General features: G+C 47.8%; 13 protein-coding genes and 4 riboswitches. All 13 genes read right to left on the bottom strand.

Features of this window, described 5'->3' with window-relative positions:
- Window position 1: 1 nt before the first annotated feature.
- Window positions 2-3,718 (bottom strand): cobaltochelatase subunit CobN, encoded by a 3,717-nt coding sequence (gene cobN, locus SRRS_RS05240; RefSeq protein ID WP_371366866.1) that lies wholly within the window; start codon window positions 3,716-3,718, stop codon window positions 2-4.
- 101 nt (window positions 3,719-3,819) lie between these two features.
- Complete coding sequence (locus SRRS_RS05235; RefSeq protein WP_371366865.1) at window positions 3,820-4,809, bottom strand: ABC transporter substrate-binding protein; 990 nt, start codon at window positions 4,807-4,809, stop codon at window positions 3,820-3,822.
- Between the two features lie 267 nt (window positions 4,810-5,076).
- Window positions 5,077-5,259, bottom strand: a riboswitch (cobalamin riboswitch).
- 141 nt (window positions 5,260-5,400) lie between these two features.
- On the bottom strand, window positions 5,401-5,796 hold the full coding sequence (locus SRRS_RS05230; RefSeq protein WP_371366863.1) for a sirohydrochlorin cobaltochelatase: 396 nt from the start codon (window positions 5,794-5,796) through the stop codon (window positions 5,401-5,403).
- Window positions 5,797-6,660: 864 nt separating this feature from the next.
- Window positions 6,661-6,844: riboswitch (cobalamin riboswitch) on the bottom strand.
- Between the two features lie 348 nt (window positions 6,845-7,192).
- Window positions 7,193-7,714 (bottom strand): 2-oxoacid:acceptor oxidoreductase family protein, encoded by a 522-nt coding sequence (locus SRRS_RS05225; protein WP_371366861.1) that lies wholly within the window; start codon window positions 7,712-7,714, stop codon window positions 7,193-7,195.
- Between the two features lie 7 nt (window positions 7,715-7,721).
- Window positions 7,722-8,534 (bottom strand): 2-oxoacid:ferredoxin oxidoreductase subunit beta, encoded by an 813-nt coding sequence (locus SRRS_RS05220; RefSeq protein ID WP_371369719.1) that lies wholly within the window; start codon window positions 8,532-8,534, stop codon window positions 7,722-7,724.
- A gap of 14 nt (window positions 8,535-8,548) precedes the next feature.
- Complete coding sequence (locus SRRS_RS05215; protein ID WP_371366860.1) at window positions 8,549-9,679, bottom strand: 2-oxoacid:acceptor oxidoreductase subunit alpha; 1,131 nt, start codon at window positions 9,677-9,679, stop codon at window positions 8,549-8,551.
- A gap of 22 nt (window positions 9,680-9,701) precedes the next feature.
- On the bottom strand, window positions 9,702-9,893 hold the full coding sequence (locus tag SRRS_RS05210; protein ID WP_371366858.1) for a 4Fe-4S binding protein: 192 nt from the start codon (window positions 9,891-9,893) through the stop codon (window positions 9,702-9,704).
- A gap of 43 nt (window positions 9,894-9,936) precedes the next feature.
- Window positions 9,937-11,196 carry a Glu/Leu/Phe/Val dehydrogenase gene (locus tag SRRS_RS05205; protein ID WP_371366856.1) on the bottom strand — a complete coding sequence of 420 codons (1,260 nt, stop codon included), beginning with the start codon at window positions 11,194-11,196 and terminating at the stop codon, window positions 9,937-9,939.
- Between the two features lie 20 nt (window positions 11,197-11,216).
- Window positions 11,217-12,335, bottom strand: coding sequence for a 4-hydroxybutyrate dehydrogenase (locus SRRS_RS05200; protein WP_371366854.1), 1,119 nt, complete (start codon window positions 12,333-12,335; stop codon window positions 11,217-11,219).
- 27 nt (window positions 12,336-12,362) lie between these two features.
- Window positions 12,363-13,733 carry an aldehyde dehydrogenase family protein gene (locus SRRS_RS05195; protein WP_371366852.1) on the bottom strand — a complete coding sequence of 457 codons (1,371 nt, stop codon included), beginning with the start codon at window positions 13,731-13,733 and terminating at the stop codon, window positions 12,363-12,365.
- A gap of 325 nt (window positions 13,734-14,058) precedes the next feature.
- Window positions 14,059-14,242: riboswitch (cobalamin riboswitch) on the bottom strand.
- A 157-nt stretch (window positions 14,243-14,399) separates the two neighbouring features.
- Window positions 14,400-14,583, bottom strand: a riboswitch (cobalamin riboswitch).
- A 214-nt stretch (window positions 14,584-14,797) separates the two neighbouring features.
- Window positions 14,798-15,304 carry a GNAT family N-acetyltransferase gene (locus SRRS_RS05190; RefSeq protein WP_371366850.1) on the bottom strand — a complete coding sequence of 169 codons (507 nt, stop codon included), beginning with the start codon at window positions 15,302-15,304 and terminating at the stop codon, window positions 14,798-14,800.
- 250 nt (window positions 15,305-15,554) lie between these two features.
- On the bottom strand, window positions 15,555-16,511 hold the full coding sequence (locus tag SRRS_RS05185; RefSeq protein ID WP_371366848.1) for an ABC transporter ATP-binding protein: 957 nt from the start codon (window positions 16,509-16,511) through the stop codon (window positions 15,555-15,557).
- The gene (locus tag SRRS_RS05180; protein WP_371366846.1) at window positions 16,501-17,289 is read right to left on the bottom strand and encodes an ABC transporter ATP-binding protein; all 789 of its coding nucleotides are present in this window, start codon (window positions 17,287-17,289) and stop codon (window positions 16,501-16,503) included. Before SRRS_RS05180 ends, SRRS_RS05185 begins: the two co-directional genes overlap by 11 nt.
- Between the last annotated feature and the right edge of the window lie 9 nt (window positions 17,290-17,298).

The raw sequence follows: 17,298 nt of genomic DNA, 5'->3' as shown, positions 1-17,298 counted from the left end.
CTTATTGATCACTCCGTTCTTCCAACTCACCGTCAATATCCAGATAGATTTGCTGCAATTCTTGCTTGGTCTGTTCGTCCGCGTTCCATAAGCCCCGCAGCTCGGCTTCTAAAAGTTTCTCGGCAATCCGCTGCAAAGCCCAGGGATTAACATCCTTCATCCACTCCCGCATATCCTGGTCTATGGCATATTTTTCGGCCAGCCCCTGGTACATCCAGTCTTCCATCACCGCACTGGTGGCATCCCATTCATAGCAATGCGCCACCACACTGGCCAAATCGGACGCGCCTTTGTAACCATGTTGCTTCATGCCTTCGATATATTTGGGATTCATCGTCTCGCCCCGAAACAAACGCTTAAACTCCTCTTCCAAGCTCCGCAGCTTAACCTGCTGCCGGTTAGAACTGTCACCTGAGTACGAACGCGGCGCTTCACCTTTTAGACTGCGTACAGCAGCAATCATGCCGCCATGATAGGAGTTAAAGTCATCCGAATTGAGCATATGTACTTCCCGGTTATCTTCATTTTTAACAGTAACATCCAGGCTTGCCAGCCGGCGGCTAAAGAGTTCCGGCACAAAAGTACCGCTAGTTTTAGCACCATAGGCATGTGCGCCCCAGCGTACATATACCTTGGCTAAGTCGTCAATTGTTTCCCAGTTTTTTTCTTCCAGCAAATGACTCACACCGGCTCCATAACTGCCTGGCGGGCAGCCGAACACCCGGTAGCAGGCCTGTTCCCAGGCAGCCAGTGCCTCTAGGCCCTGCTCTGTTAGCAGCGCCGAATCGGCCAGCACATGCTTATGGATATAATTAACCTCACTGCTTTCTTCCAGATTGGCTACCAGACTGACGGCTCTGTCCATCCATTTTACCGCCATCGGCATGGTGTCGCGGAATAGACCGCCAATACGGGCCGTTACGTCAATCCGCGGCCGCTTGAGTTCTGACAGTGGTATGACTTCGAGGTCAACTACCCGCCGGCTGCCCCGCTGCCATACCGGACGCACACCTAGCAAGTACAGGAATTCAGCAATACATTGGCCATGACTGCGCATATTAGAACCGCTCCAGAAAATCATGCCGATATTCTCCGGATAACGGCCCTCATCGGCAATATAACGCTCAATAACACTATCGCCTAATGTCTTGCCAAGTTCCCAGGCAGCCTCCGTCGGCAGGGTACGCGGGTCAACCCCGTAGAAATTACGGCCGGTCGGCAAAATATCAGCCGTACCGCTGGTCGGTGCGCCTGCCGGGCCAGGTTCAACAAACCTGTCTTCTAATGCGGCCAACAAATTGGTAATTTCCTGTTCCGTCTTAATTAAATTAGGAATAAGGATATTGCAGATGTCTCCTGCTATTCGCTTCAGTTGTGCCTTTATTTCTAAGCCGGCGCCTGCCGCCCATGGCAATTCGGCCATTAAATCAGCCTGTTCCGGCGTAAAATCATGGTCATACAGGAAGACAACGGCTTCCCGGCACTGCCTTCCGATTTCATCAATTAATGCGCCGCGGGTTTTGCTGCCGTCAGGCAGCAGTCTACCACTCTCATTAAGCAGTTCGTAATAATCATAACCATGCATGGCGGCTATTGTTTCTGTGAGGGATGGCGTTTCCCCGTTAGCCAAACGGGTTAAGGCCAGTATGTATTCTACCAGTGTATCGCCTTGCGGCGGACACCCGAGGACATGCAGTCCTACCCTGATTTGCATATTTTTGATATCGGTAATATAGCTGTGCAGGCGCTCAGCATAGTCGCCAAAGCTTTCGGCCTCTGTTTGCCCCATATCTTCCGCAAGATTAGCCTCAATAACCTTTTCTTTGATTAGGCCCACAACAACCTCAATGTTGTCCGACTGATTCTGCGCAAAATGACAATATTCATCAAGTAGTTTTTCCAGCTCGGACAGCTGGTCATAGGTTCCAGACTGGCTCATAGGCGGCGGCAAATGTCCGATCAGGCAGGCAGCTCCACGCCGCTTGGCCTGAATCCCCTCACCAACAATGGTAATAAGAAACGGATAGATATTAGGCAAATCGCCAATGGCCAAATCCGGGTAGCAGGTATTGGCTAAGCCTGCACCTTTACCCGGCAGCCACTCCAGCGTGCCATGGGTGCCAACATGCACAACAGCGTCAGCCTGCCAAATATCCCGAATCCAGTGATAATAGGCCAAATAATGATGGGTAGGGGCACAGTCCGGTGAATGATACAGCTTGCCGGGATCTTCACCAAAACCGCGCGGCGGCTGTACGGTAATAAAAATATTGCCGTTAAGCATGCCGGGAACTAATAAAATTCCGTCATAGTTGAATACATCACCAGGCGGCTCGCCCCAATCCTTAATAAGCTGCGCTTGTGTTCCCGGCTCCAGTAAGTCAAACCACCGCCGGTATTGTTCTCCCGTTACTTTGCCGGGTGCTTTTTCCACTGTTTCCTCTGACAAAAACCGGCGGTCATTCGTAGCTGCAGCCAGCAGACTATCCATAAATGTCCGGCTGTCGGATGGAATATGATCTACCTTGTAGCCCTCTTCAGCCATCCGTTCTAATAGCAGCCTGATACTTTCCGGGGAGTCCATGCCTTGTGCATTGCCAATATGGGAGTTAGTAGGCGGATAATTATGAAAAATAATGGCAATTTTTTTCTCGTTATTGGCTTTGCGACGTAAGGTAACCCACTTGGCAGCTTTCGCGGCCACCCTGTTAATTCGTTCCGGCAGTGTCTGATATTTTGTTGTACCATCCATCTGTTGTTCTTTTCCGGCGATGGGAACAGCGTGAATGACACCGTCAAATTCCGGCATGGAAATACTGCAGGAGATTTCCATAGGCGTTAATCCCTCAATGCTGTCCTGCCAGGCTTGCCGCGACCTGAGCAGCACATAAGCCTGCAATACCGGTACACCCAGATTTTGAAGAAATCCTTTATCAACAGGCTTACCTACCGTTAAAGAAAACTTAAAGGTATTAATTAATACATCGATACCAGGCACACCGTCGGTATAAAAGAAGGCATTCACCGTATCATCAACACCAGGGGCGCTAAGCTCGGCATTACGCGCCCAATGGCTAAAGGCGGCAATAACATTAAGCCCCTTAGCTTCGATAGCCTCAATTAGCTTGCTCTGATAGGTCAAATCTGACCATATCCATTCATCCCGGGGAAAGATAATACCAACCGTACCCTGGTGAGGTTTGCAAAACTGCTGCCGGTACTCTTTACCATCTGTAAAAATTTTGTCAGCCCCAGGATGGAAAATACCATTCCACAAGAGCGGACGCGGCAGCTCATACTCACAAGCCAGCCGGCAATATTGGTTATTGAGCCACAGCCAGAAATTGCGGTAATTGTCCATGCCGCTATATGACAAGTAGTTGCGCATAGTGCTTCTGTCTGCCGGAGTTACCCCGCCCATTGCATCTTCCGGGTGCATTTCCGTTGCCAGCATGACATGGGTAATTTCTTTGTTATGCAAAAATGCCACTACCTCTTTAAGAAAACGCGTATCACGTCCCATTCCCATCCAGGAAATGAGGACAATATCACTATCGGCTAGTTTCTTTTGCCACTCTATATCCCAGGCCAGGCCGTCATTCAAAAAAAAGACACTATCTTTATCAGCCAGTCTCCCCTCGTCAAGTAATTGGTTTCTGGCTTTCTCCATCATGACAAATTGACGGTCAATATTGGACATAAACACGATGCGTCCCATGATGTCACTCCTCTTCCCCAACGCCACTACTTTTTCTGCCTGTCTCTATATAACGCGTAACACTTGGAAAATATAGCTCTCGCTGCATGAGCAAATTAATTCTAAAAATACTGCGGATAGGCCGCCTTGGCTACATCCTGTACCCCTTTTACGATGTACTGGGAAGTGCAGGATAAGTGACTGTCAGGCACTCCAATCAACTTTTTGCTTTTGACGGCTTTTACCTGCTGCAAGGCCGGATCGTTCTGCACATCCTCGCCAAATTTTTTCATATCGGTTTTGCCGGTATAATCCCAGAGCGACAGCAAAATTATATCCGGGTTAATACTAACAATCTGCTCCTTGGTTAAAGCATCATTCCTGCCCAGCCCAGCCAGCGCCGCACCGTCATTTACCCCGGCGTAACGGCAAATATCTTCAAAGGTGCTGCCTTTACCGCCGCTGTCCCCCATTAGCGTATGGCGGATTACCACCTGCCGGTCGCTTTCAGGGATTTGCCGAACCTTCCCGGTAATTTGTGCCAACTCGTTATCCATATCGGCGACAAGACGGTTCCCCGCCTCACCTTCACCAACAACACCGGCAATTACCATAATCGACTGTTTAACTTCCTCAATCGTGCCAGGAGTTTTATAAACATAGACCGGAACACCGGCCTCCCTTACTGTTTGAATAAAAGCAGCCTGCTGCCAATCCGGAATAAGCACCAGATCCGGCTGCAGCGCAATAATACTTTCAACATTGGCCTGTATTTTTTTAGGAATAGTCTTAGCCCGCTCGGTAATATTGGATATGCCGCTGTCCTCTGCCAGATAAGTCAACGCCGCAATACGCTCTGGCGCTACCAAAGCCATAAGAATCTCATCCGTACTCACGGAGAGGGATACAATCTTTTGGGGTTTTTGCGGTAATTTCAGAACATAGCCGGTGCTGTCGACAATTTCATAACTGCCGGAACCACCAGTAAGCCCGCTTTGAGGCGGACTTACACTGTTTTTTCCGGCACAGCCTGTTAATACAAGCAGCAATCCTAAAACCCCACACAGTACACAGTGCCGAAATGATATTTTAGATAGGTTTACTAACGACATAGCTTCATCTCCATTTAATCATATCGAAGGAGCCGGTTATTTCTATTAAAAAGCAAGCGGTAGCCTGAACGACCTTATTTTTTCCGTTTCAAGAAGAATACACGCGCCAATAATCAGATTAACGCCATCTTTAACCCATAAGAAAAACCCCTCCTTGAATTTATTACGAAGGGGTTATTGAAAGCAAATTCAATTAAAAATCCCGGCAAAAATAGCCGGGAAGGAAGATTGCTTAAATAATCCCCTCCCCATCACTCGTGGGTTAAAAGCGGTGATTGTCAGATAGGCAGTTCTCCTGGCTTCAGATCATCACTTATCCAAACCTTCCCAAGATTTTCATCTCAGTGGTATTCCTTGGATTAGCTCCCTGTTACAGTGGCGGGACCGCGTCGGTGTTACACCTGACTTCCCTATTAAGCCCTTACGGGCACCTACCTCAAATTGTATTATGTCATCATTATATGAATATTTGACTTAAATGCTAGCATGTTATGAAAAATTTGTCAATCCGCTATAGTCTTTACTATTACTCACTCACAACCGCGGGATGGAGAAATGTATCAAATCATTCCTTGGATAAATTGCTGTAGATCAGTGAGTAATAGAATTTATCGGCTTGGCCCAGACGGTCACACACGGGAGGGTCTCAATCCTGCTAAACCCGTTCCGTTCTGTGTAATATTGAACAATATCTCTGATTCTTTCGTACTCTTCTCCTGCGGCGATCTGGAAAGGCTGCACGATAATCTCGGTAAAGCCTTCCTCTTTGAGCCGCTCTAACGCCTGTATTTCGTTATCGACCTGAATACCGTCGCATTCCGCCAGTTTTTCAATCAGGGTGCGGGAGGCAAAGGCCCGGCGTACTTCATAATTGGGAAAATCTGACCGGAGCTTATCCCCAACACTATCAGTAAGCAGTTGGCGGGCTTCCTGATAGGCTATTCCTAAACCCACCATTAGAAAGGCTTTTTTTGCTGCTTTCTTCACATTTGTACAACTCCTCTCAAGAGGGTTATATGTTATAAAAGAAATCCACCGAATTAAAAATCCCGGCTTAAATAGCCAGGCAGGGTAGATTGCTCCAATACTCCCCCATAGCTCGTAGATCAAGTATGATATATCATTTTATCAATATGTCTGATTTGAAATGTTTCATGTTATGAAAAAATTTCTTACTCTGCTATTCTTGGTAAGCTACTCACCTTGCCACAAAGTACTACAAAATAAAAATCCCCCTGAGCTAGACAGAGAGGGTTGCATTATTTCAGAAATCTTTCCAGAGTACTCGACGTAAAAAGAGACTTAGCTTCAGGCGGGGTTTTATCCCCTCTGAAGTTTAGCCAGCCTTATCAGGAACTTAGCTTCTCTTAACTCCCGCTTATAGCCTAAACCTGCAGACACAGGTGGAACAGGTAAAGACTTAGAGTCGTAGAGTAGCTTGGTCATCGGATAAATGGTCAGGTAGGTCAGATTGCTTCATAATCCCCTCCCCATCACTTGTGGGGTAGTATATTAAGTTTGAGCAGGATTGCTGACTCTTTTAATCCATTCAAACTAATACTCTTTCGTTATGCGCATTAGATAAATTACTGCATTGTAACCATTTCCAGGACTTTGCGGTTGTTTTTCCCGGTTCTTGGGGACGCGGGCCCTAAAACGGCTGTCTAATAAAAAACTCCCGAGAGTATCGGGAGAAGAATACAAAACCATGCAAAATAAAAACTCCCGACTATCGTCAGGAGCGAATACAGCATAGTATGCGCAACTTTAACAAAAGACATTACTATACAATGTCTCACTATAAGCAACCATACTTTGGTCTGTAATCCCCTCCCCATCTCTCGTAGGTCAAACGGTGATTGTCAAACAGGCAGTTCTCCTGGCTCTGGATCACAGCTTCCCCAAACCTTCCCAGGATAAACCTCCCAGTGGCAATTTCTTGAGCTCGCTCCCCATTACAGTGGCGGGACCGCGTCGGCATTACACCGGACTTCCCTATTAAGCCCTTGCGGGCACCTGTCTCATATTGTATTCAATTTTACTACCAATATTGATAATAGCACGTCAGGCAGAAATTGTCAATCTTGCTACACTAGGAAACTACCAGAAAACAGACCTGCCTGCGCAGCCATAATCATCCTGCTCCGCTTGCCAACATAATAAATAACCCTCCTTGTATTCAACAAAGAGAGTCTTATTTGAGTAGAAAAATAATATTTTTTTACAATAAAAAACCTAAGCTAGACAGGGAGGGTTGCTTTTATCTCAGAAATCTGCCGGGGTAAGACCTGGCAAATATCGCCAGGAAGGGCAGATTGCTTAATAATCCCCACCCTATCGCTTGGGTCAATTATTTTAGTATTCTATCCTGTTTTTAAGGAGATTACAAAGCGTTGTAACCAAGCGCCAGAGCTTTGCGATTGCTTTCCTCGGTTCCTTTGGGAACACGGGCTAACACAGCTTGCTCCAGCGCGTCAAAAGTAACTGCCTGACTTACTTTAACAACCGTTCCGAGCGCAATAATATTAGCGAACAAATCACGTCCGAGTTCTTCCTTAGCTAATTTAGTAATGGGTACGGCTATGACATCTTTGCATACAGCAGGCACTTCCTGGATAAAAGTGCTGTCGATAATCAGATGGCTGTCTTCATTTAGATCAACGCCGTACTTGATCAATGCTTCCTGTGTCATAGCCAGCAAAAAATCCAAACAGGATACTTTCGGATAATGAATCGAAGTTTTACTAATGATGACTTCCGACTTACTGGAACCGCCCCTGGCCTCAGGGCCGTAGGACTGGGACTGGACGGCTTCCTTACCGTCGCGGATAGCCGCTTCCGCCAGGATAATTCCGGCCAGAATCAGGCCTTGCCCGCCTGAACCGCTTAAACGAAACTGCAACATAGTACTGTCACTCTCCCATCGCCTGTCGGATTACCTTCTGATATTCAGCCCCGTATTCCGGGCTTTCGCTCCGGTGCAAAATGCCAATCGCAAATTTACCCGCAAGCTGCTCCGGTTTCATCTTGCTCATAGCCTCCACCGTAACGGCATGATCGCGCTGCCATTTGATCATATTGGCCGGGCTGCCCAGCTTGTTTTGCCGGCCAAAAGATATCGGACAGGCTGTAATAGCTTCCACTACCGCAAAGCCTTCATGCTCTATCGCTTGCGCAATAAGATCGGTTAGCAGCGGAGCATGGTAAGTAGTGGCCCGGGCCACGAAGGTAGCACCGGCGCCTTTAGCCAGTTCGCAAAGATCAAAGGGCCTGTCGACGTTGCCGAAAGGCGCAGTGGTAGCAAAACTGTTATGCGGCGTGAGCGGGGAGTACTGGCCGCCGGTCATACCGTAAATATTATTGTTGAATACAACTATGGTGAGGTTAATATTGCGCCGGGCGGCATGAATAAAGTGATTGCCGCCGATAGCGGTAGCATCACCGTCACCGGTAAGAACGATCACGTTATGAGCCGGCTTGACCAGTTTGACACCGGTGGCAAACGGAATAGCCCGGCCATGGGCAGTGTGCAGGGTATCAAAATTTAAATAGCCAGATGCCCGGGATGAACAGCCGATACCAGATACAATTGCCGTTTGGTCCTGATCCAGCTTGAGCTTGTCGATAGCTCTCACAACACAAGCTGTTACAATACCGTTGCCGCAGCCCGGGCACCAGATATGCGGCAATTTGGGTCGAAAATACTTTTGAATTAATTCTTCCATCATGTTTCCTCCCTTTATCGGGCAGCTTTGATTGCGTCAAGCATTTCATCCGGCGTAATCGGGTCGTTATTCCATTTGGCAAGCGATACAACCTCCGTCTTACCGCCAATAATGCACCGGACTTCATTAATATACTGACCATAGTTCATCTCAGCCACAATGATCCGTTTCACCTTATCTGCTAACGCCACAAGTTGCTTTTCCGGCGCCGGCCATATTGTAATGGGACGGAACAGACCGGCCCTGATACCCTGCTCCCGGGCGCTTGCCACCGCAGCGTAGGCACTGCGGGCAGTGCCGCCGAAAGCGACTATTGCCACCTCAGCATCACTCATATTTATTTCCTCAAATTTTACAATATCATCAGCATGAGTAGTGATTTTAGTATGCAGTCTGTTGATGACTTCCTGCGTCACACTGTTACTGCCTGTCGGAAACCCGGTATAGTCATGGATAAGTCCGGTAGTATGAAAACGGTAGCCATCTCCGAAAGCCGGCATCGCCGGCACCCCATCGGCATCGGGTTTGAACGGCAGAAATTCAGCCGGCGGAACCAGCGGTTTTTTACGATTTTTAACAGTGAGCTCGCTTACGTCTGGGATTGTGATTTTTTCCCGCATATGGCCGATGATTTCGTCAAGCAGCAAAACTACCGGCGTACGATAGGTTTCAGCAAGGTTGAATGCTTCTACTGTTAGATGAAAGCATTCGGGAACGCTGGATGGACTGATGGCAATAACCCCGCGATCACCATGAGAACCCCACCTGGTTTGCATTACATCGCCCTGAGCCGGTGAAGTTGGCTGTCCGGTACTGGGGCCGGTACGCTGGACGTTAACGATAACACAGGGAATCTCAGCCATAGAGGCGTACCCAATAAGTTCTTGTTTAAGTGAAAATCCGGGACCGCTGGTTGCGGTAAGCGATTTGGCTCCGGCCAGCGAGCCGCCGATTACGGCTGCCATGCCGGCAATTTCGTCTTCCATCTGGATGAAAGTACCTCCCACTTGGGGAAGCCTCTTCGCAAGCAGTTCGGCCACTTCGGTCGAAGGGGTGATAGGGTAGCCGGCAAAAAACCGGGCACCCGCAGCTATCGCTCCTTCGGCACAAGCATGGTTACCCTGCATTAACACTGCCTTTGCCATTTATGTTCCTCCTAAATTACAGTTATTGATTCACGAAGATCGCATAGTCGGGACAACGTAGCTCACATTGGCCGCAACGAACGCACTCTTCTTCCTGAGCTATAGTGATTTTGCCCAAGTCGTCCAATTTGAGGACTTGCTTGGGGCAAAAATCCACACATATGCCACAGCCCTTGCAGTAAGCGACATTGGTTTTTAAATTCACAGATCTCACTCCAGATGCAAAATTTTAAACGGCTACTTCCACGTCTTCGTGACTAGCTTACTTTGGGAACCCAGCCCTTAATTTTAGCCGCTTCTGCGATTCGATGAATGGAAACCATGTAAGCCGCCAGCCTCATATCCACGGAATGTGCCTGATACATAGCCCATACCTCTTCAAACGCCCGGACCATCATCTCCTCCAGACGTTCATTCACTTCCCGCTCTGTCCAGTAGAAATTGGAAAGGTTTTGTACCCACTCAAAGTAGGAAACGGTTACACCGCCGGCGTTAGCCAAAATATCGGGAATGAGCAAAATACCACGGGATTTAAGGATTTTATCAGCTTCCGGCGTAGTTGGCCCATTTGCCCCTTCTGCTACGATTTTACAGTGAATCTTATCGGCATTATCCACTGTTATTTGATTTTCCAAAGCGCATGGTACCAGGATATCACAAGACGTCTCCAGCAATTCCGCGTTACTTACAGCGCTGGAGCCAGGGAAGTTGACAACACTGCCGGTGGCTTTTACATGAGCATCAAGATCGGCCAGATTTATGCCTGCCGGATTCGCAATACCACCGTTTACATCACTCACAGCCACCACGCTGCAGCCCATTGCCGCCAGATTTTTGGCCGCATAGCTGCCAACATTACCGTATCCCTGTACTACCACCTTGGCATTCTTCATTTCCAGGCCAATCTTGCAGGCCGCCTCGCGGGTAGCGATTGCGACACCTCTGCCCGTAGCGGCAGTTCGTCCCAGTGAGCCGCCGATACTGACCGGTTTTCCGGTAATCATACCTGGTTCATTATGGCCTTTGATGGCGTTGTATTCATCACTCATCCAGGCAATGATCTGCGGATTGGTATTCACATCCGGCGCCGGAATATCTTTGTCTGCCCCGACGAACTGCGCTATTGCCCGAATATAGCCCCGGCTGAGCCGTTCCAATTCATCTGTCGACAATTCCTGGGGATTACAAATGACGCCGCCTTTGCCGCCACCGTAGGGCAGCCCGACTACTCCGCATTTAAAGGTCATCCAAATGGATAATGCTTTAACTTCTTCTATGGTGACATCCTGATGGAAACGAATCCCCCCTTTGGTGGGACCGGCAGCGTCGCAATGCTGTGAACGGTAGCCTTTGAAAACCTTGATGCTTCCATCATCCATCCGCACCGGAATAGCAACCTCAAGTACACGTTTAGGCTCCTTCAGTATACTGTGAATTCGCGGATCCAGCTTGAGATAGGAAGCGGCTAGATCCAACTGCCGCTGGGCAACTTCGAGTGCGTTTAATTCTTTTGACATAACGGACACCCCTTTTTTTATTAAAATAGCGCTTTGAAAATATCGCGAATTTCATCCCGGGTTAGCGAAACATAATTATTTACCAATAGCCGCTGTTGACCTGTCACTACACTATCAGCAAATGACTCGACTTCTTCCGACTTCATCCCGTACTCGCTGAGCGGCTTTCGCACTAATAATTGATCAAGTACTGCTGCCAGCTCATCATATATATTCGCAGCAGCGTCTATTTCCAGTATGCCGGCTAAAAGTTTATTGACTTCCTTTATCTTTCCGCCGGGGTTCTTGCGATTATATACTTTAAAGACTTCAATAAAAAACTGATAATTTGCCTCACCGTGCGGGACATGATAGTTGCCCCCCAGCGGATATGACAGTGCATGGACGGCCCCGACACCGGTGTTGGCAAACGCGATGCCGGCCCAATTGCTGGCAATTACAAAATCCTCTAATATTTCCGTTCTGTACGCAGGGCCTTTAGCATTAATAGCGCGATAGCCTTTCAGTATTAATTCGATGGCCTTACTGCTAAACAGTTCGGTAAACGCATTGGATTTCGGGGAAACCAAGGATTCCAAAGCATGGATGAGCGCATCAATGGAACTTGTCACAAAAAACTGGTATGGCAAGCCTTCTACTAGCTGCGGTATCAAAACTGCATAGTCGGCGTATAGTTCGTCAGCAGCCAGACCCATCTTTGTATGCCGGGACTTGATCTCGGCAATGGATATATTGGTTACTTCGCTGCCTGTGCCGCAGGTAGTCGGCACGATGATAAGCTCCCGTGCTTTAACCAGTGGTATTCTTCTTTCAAATAAGTCGACAGCATGTTTGGCATTTTCAACAACCAGCAATTTAGCTATGTCGATAACCGTACCGCCACCGACAGCCACAATCCGCCGGTACTCTTTTTCTCCCATGTCTTTTATAATGGCGTCAATCATTTCGTCAGACGGTTCGCCTAAACCGTATTTTTCCTGAAATATAAAATCAGCTCTAAGTTCCAGTTCTTTCATAAACGGAGTATACAAAAACTCATTGGTTAATACCAGATCACCTGGTCCTATCGCAAAAAAATCAGCAAAATCACGGAATTTGTCAAATTTATGGATTTGTGGTTTAACCGCAAGCATTCTCATAATCCAGTCTCCTGTTCAGTTTGTTTACTACCGTAAGGCCCATATCTCTTCATTCGATGGAATATAAGCATTTTTGTTGAAATAGCCGATCCTGGATATATTAATCAAATGTTCATAAGTCAGGTTTTCCGAAATACTGTTATTCCCCCACGAGCCACAACCTAAAGTGGTAGTCGGCATAAACCCGTTATGAAAACTTCCGCCTGCATTGGTTGAAGACGCCTGATTCACAACCAGCCGGCTGATAGGCAGCTTAATCCCTGCCTGACTGATATGCAGATGATTGGAGGAATGAATGGCGGCAGAATGCCCGGCCCCTTCATACAGCAAATTGGTTTTGGCGATATCCAGTGCTTCTTCAAAGGTATCGTAGGGTAACGTAATTAAAACCGGACACATTTTTTCCCGGCACAGCACATCCGCGTCGCCCTTGCCTCTTGCTTTTAAAATAATGACTTTGGTCCCGGGGGCAACGTCCACTCCGGCCAACTTAGCAATAAATTCCACCGATTGTCCAACTATTTTACCGTTAAGTGCGCCATCAACAAACATAACCTGTCTAAATTTATCTACAGTGTCGTCATTGCTAAAGTAGGCCGCACCATTTTCTACAAATTTGTCCATAATTTCAGCATGTTGTTCGCTTGGGGCTATAATGCATTGTTCACCAGAGCAAATAATTCCGTTATCAAACTTTCTGCCGGTAATGATATCCTTTGCGGCTTGATCATAGTCATAGTCCCGGTCAACTATGACCTGGACATTACCCGCGCCAACACCGTAAGCCGGTTTGCCGCTGGAATAGGCAGCCTTTACCATTCCCATACCGCCTGTGGCAATTACCACATCCACAGCTTGCATAAGTTCTTGTGTTAATTCCACGCTCGGCTCTTCAATGATCTGTACCAGATTTGCCGGTGCGCCAAGCTCTTTTAATTGCTGATTTATTAATTGCACGGTATGGGCCGACGTTTTTTTCGACCGGGGATGAGGTGCAACTATGATTGTATTTCTTCCTTTTATCGCAAACATGGCATTACACATCGGCGTAACAACAGGATTGGTGGTAGGAGTTACGGCACCAACCACTCCTTTGGGTTTGGCAACATACAACAGCCCTTTTTCCGGTTCCTCTTTAATGATTCCGACTGATCTTTTGTTTTTGAGGCTATGCCAAATAGCCTTCGCTTTTCCCTGGCATTTAGCTACTTTGTCTTCGTATACACCCATTCTTGTTTCTTCCACCGCTTCTCTTGAAAGCAGTTCCGCGTTTTCATATACGGTTTTACCGATGACTCTGACTAAATTATCGACTTGCTCTTGTTTATAATTTTCCAAAACATGCTGAGCGTTTTTTGCATTTGCTATAAGTTTTTGAATCACTTGTTCATTACTCACATTAAATCATCCTCTCCCATAAAATCATCAGCTACCCTGTCCACACTGGGTCCTGCACCATTGGTTCTGCGCACCTGTCCATTCCAACACTTAGCGTTAAAATTAAAAATTTTCAGACCTTGCATGTTCTAAAGGACAAAGTCAAATAAAAAACTCCCGAGTATATCGGGAGAAGAATACAGAAACACAGCAAATAAAAACTCCTGACTATGTGTCAGGAGTGAATACAGCATACAGTATGCACAGCTTAACCAAGAGACATCCCCGTCTCATCATAAGCAAACATACTTTGGTCTGTAATCCCCTCCCCATCTCTCGTAGGTCAAACGGTGATTGTCAGATAGGCAGTTCTCCTGGCTCTGGATCACAGCTTCCCCAAGCCTTCCCAGGATTCTCATCCCAGTGGCATTTTTTTGGGTTCACTCCCCATTACAGTGGCGGGACCGCGCCGGCATTTCACCGGTCTTCCCTATTAAGCCCCGAAGGGCACCTAACTCTATGTATTGAATTGTCTTTAGGCAAATGCAAAATAAAAAAACTCCTGACTATGTGTCGGAGCGAATACAGTACAGCAGGCGCAATACAGCAGAAAACAGCAATATCTTACTATTCCGCTTACGTTAGCACACTTCGGACTGTAATCACCTCCCCATCTCTCGTAGGTCAAACGGCGATTGTCAGATAGGCAGTTCTCCTGGCTCTGGATCACAGCTTCCCCAAACCTTCCCAGGATTCTCATCCCAGTGGCATTTTTTTGGGTTCACTCCCCATTACAGTGGCGGGACCGCGCCGGTATTTCACCGGTCTTCCCTATTAAGCCCCGTAGGGCACCTAACTCAATGCATTAAATTGTCTTTAGGCTGCATAACCTGATTTAAGGGTAACATAGCCCCAAAGAGATGTCAATCCAAATTTCGCCATTCTACAACATACTACGGAATGTATTGAAATCCGACGGTTTACTTAGTTTCAGCACTGAAGCACAAACATGCAAGCAAAGTTTCTCAGCTTTTCCGCGCCCCCCCCCTCCCAGCGGTCGCCGGAGTGGGAAGGTTGGCATCCGGTTATAAAAGCAGCTTCTCCATATGTACAATTTCAGCAATACCAGCTTCATCAACAGTAATTTTAAATCCCTGTTTTTCCCAAAAGTTAAAACCGCCGGGCAAAAACCTGTGGGTATGAAGATACATGACAAAGTACCCTTGTTCAATACAAAATTCAGTTATTTTTTTTACCAGTTCAGATCCTATCCCCCGCCGTCTTAACCGCTTATCAATATAGCAACGCCCAATTTCAGCCGTAGTACCGGCAGCATAACATCCCTTCAGCAGTGCAATCCTGTCATTGTAAGCACAAACTGCCGCAGTACCGATAACTTCGCCCGCCGGTGTGAATACTCCCCACATATTGCAATTTGGAGGCTCCAAATACGTCTTTTTCAGCCCCCAGACATCGTCGGTTATGGCCGACTGGCCTTCATGAGCAAACAAATCCTTAAGCTGCCGCATTAGAAAATTTTGTACAGCATCAACATCTTCTGCTTTGATTGTACGTATAACCAAATCCTGCATCTAAAGCAATCCTATCCCTTCTTTTATTGGTTCTGGTACCAGAATTATACAAAGACCTTTCTCATCTTTTACTAGAATACCAAGCCACAATACCCACAATCTTGTTAATAAAATTGACTTTATAAGGATAGATTGAATTTCTTCAACCTATCCTTTTCTGATCACAGGCATAATTGCAATTCCACAATTTTTTCAACAGTTTCAAAACTGCTAAATGAAAACAGTCCCCTTTTCAAAGGCTAATTACAAGTTATGAAACAAAATGGCAGGCAACGCTGTGACCTTTAGAAAGCTCTTTAAGCACCGGCTTTTCTTGCCGGCATATCTCCCTGTTTTCCGGGCACCTGGTCTGAAACGGACACCCTGGCGGCAACGCAAGCGGACTTGGTATCTCCCCCGCCAGCGGCCGAACCTCTGCCGCCCCTTTTTTCCGCACCGGGAAAACCGCCTGCAGCAGCGCCTGCGTATAAGGATGCTTCGCCTCATTCAGCGCGCTGCCCGCAAGGACCTCGACGATATTGCCGAGATACATAACAGCGATGCGATGACTGATCTGCGATACCAGAGCCAAATCATGACAGATGAAAATCATAGCCAGATTCTTTTCCTGTTGTACTCTGACCAGAAGTTCCACGATTTTTCTCTGCACGGAAACATCTAACGCACTTGTCGCCTCATCACATACGAGGATTTCCGGTTCAAGCGCCAGCGCACGGGCAATCCCGATGCGCTGACGCTGCCCGCCACTCATATTGCCGGGATAGCGGTCGGCAAATTGTTCCGGCAGTTCAACCAGGCGCAAAAGTTCTTCCGCCTTTTGCCCTGCCTCGCGGTCTTTTACCAGCTTGAAGTTGCGCAGCGGTTCGCAGAGGATGTCTTGTATCTTCATCTTCGGATTGAAAGCCTGCGCCGGGTCCTGAAACACCATCTGGATATGCCGCCGGCTCTGCCGCATACGTTCTCCCTTGAGCCGTGTAAGATCCTCGCCCCGATAGCAGATAGCCCCGCTTGTCGGCGCATAGAGCTGCATGATCAGTTTGACGAGCGTACTTTTGCCGCAGCCGCTTTCACCGACAACACTCAGTGTTTCTCCCGGATAAAGCGACAGCGATACATTATCGCAGGCTGTCAGCATGCGACCGTCGGCTACCGGGAAGCGTTTTACGATATGCTCGATTGTCAGGATTTCTTCTTTCTCAGCCGACATATCTTTTCCCTCCGACCTGCGGTACCGCAGCTAAAAGTTCTTTGGTATACGCCGACTGCGGCCGGGAGATAATCTCGTCCGTTCCGCCGGATTCGACGATTCTTCCTGCTTGCATGACGATCAGTTTATCCGACATATAGGCTGCCACTCCAATATTATGGGTAACAATAATGATTGCCGTTTTATCCTTCCGGCAGATCTCCATCATTTCCTTTACCACTTGCGCCTGCGTCGTCACATCCAGGGCCGAGGTCGGCTCATCCGCCAGCAGCAGGCGCGGTTTGAAAAACATGGCCATGGCCACACCGACACGCTGACGCATGCCGCCGCTCAGTTCAAACGGATAGCTCTTCATAATATTTTCCGGGTTAGGCAAGTGCATCTTCCTGAGCATGTCCTCTGCCGCCCTGGCTGCTTCCTGTTTGGTCAGCGGCGAATGCTCGCGGATATACTCTACGAATTGGCTGCCGATACGCCGGATTGGATCCAGCATATTGCCGCTGTCCTGAAAAACCATGGCCGCCTTTGTTCCACAGAGGCGACACCACTCGTCAGACGTATTTTCCAATACATTCCTGCCTTCAAAAAGTATCCTCCCGCCGCTCACACGCCCCTCATGCGGCAGGCAGCCAAGGATGGCGCGAATAACCGTTGTCTTGCCGCTGCCGCTTTCTCCCACAATTGCCAGGATTTCTCCTTCATCGAGCGATAAATTCACATTCCGGACGATTTCATGTTCCGCGTAGGATACCGAAAGCTCCGATACCTCTATCAACATCTCAGTTCT

The organism is Sporomusa rhizae (assembly GCF_041428845.1).
Lineage (GTDB): Bacteria > Bacillota > Negativicutes > Sporomusales > Sporomusaceae > Sporomusa > Sporomusa rhizae.
The sequence above is the reverse complement of the archived record's forward strand: the minus strand, read 5'-3'. Positions and strand labels throughout refer to the sequence as shown.

Excerpts from the sequence above, each read along its gene's own strand:
- cobN (WP_371366866.1), bottom strand. The coding sequence starts at position 3,718 with ATGGGACGCATCGTGTTTATGTCCAATATTGACCGTCAATTTGTCATG.
- SRRS_RS05235 (WP_371366865.1), bottom strand. The coding sequence starts at position 4,809 with ATGTCGTTAGTAAACCTATCTAAAATATCATTTCGGCACTGTGTACTG.
- SRRS_RS05225 (WP_371366861.1), bottom strand. The coding sequence starts at position 7,714 with ATGTTGCAGTTTCGTTTAAGCGGTTCAGGCGGGCAAGGCCTGATTCTG.
- SRRS_RS05220 (WP_371369719.1), bottom strand. The coding sequence starts at position 8,534 with ATGGAAGAATTAATTCAAAAGTATTTTCGACCCAAATTGCCGCATATC.
- SRRS_RS05215 (WP_371366860.1), bottom strand. The coding sequence starts at position 9,679 with ATGGCAAAGGCAGTGTTAATGCAGGGTAACCATGCTTGTGCCGAAGGA.
- SRRS_RS05205 (WP_371366856.1), bottom strand. The coding sequence starts at position 11,196 with ATGTCAAAAGAATTAAACGCACTCGAAGTTGCCCAGCGGCAGTTGGAT.
- SRRS_RS05200 (WP_371366854.1), bottom strand. The coding sequence starts at position 12,335 with ATGAGAATGCTTGCGGTTAAACCACAAATCCATAAATTTGACAAATTC.
- SRRS_RS05190 (WP_371366850.1), bottom strand. The coding sequence starts at position 15,304 with ATGCAGGATTTGGTTATACGTACAATCAAAGCAGAAGATGTTGATGCT.
- SRRS_RS05185 (WP_371366848.1), bottom strand. The coding sequence starts at position 16,511 with ATGTCGGCTGAGAAAGAAGAAATCCTGACAATCGAGCATATCGTAAAA.
- SRRS_RS05180 (WP_371366846.1), bottom strand. The coding sequence starts at position 17,289 with ATGTTGATAGAGGTATCGGAGCTTTCGGTATCCTACGCGGAACATGAA.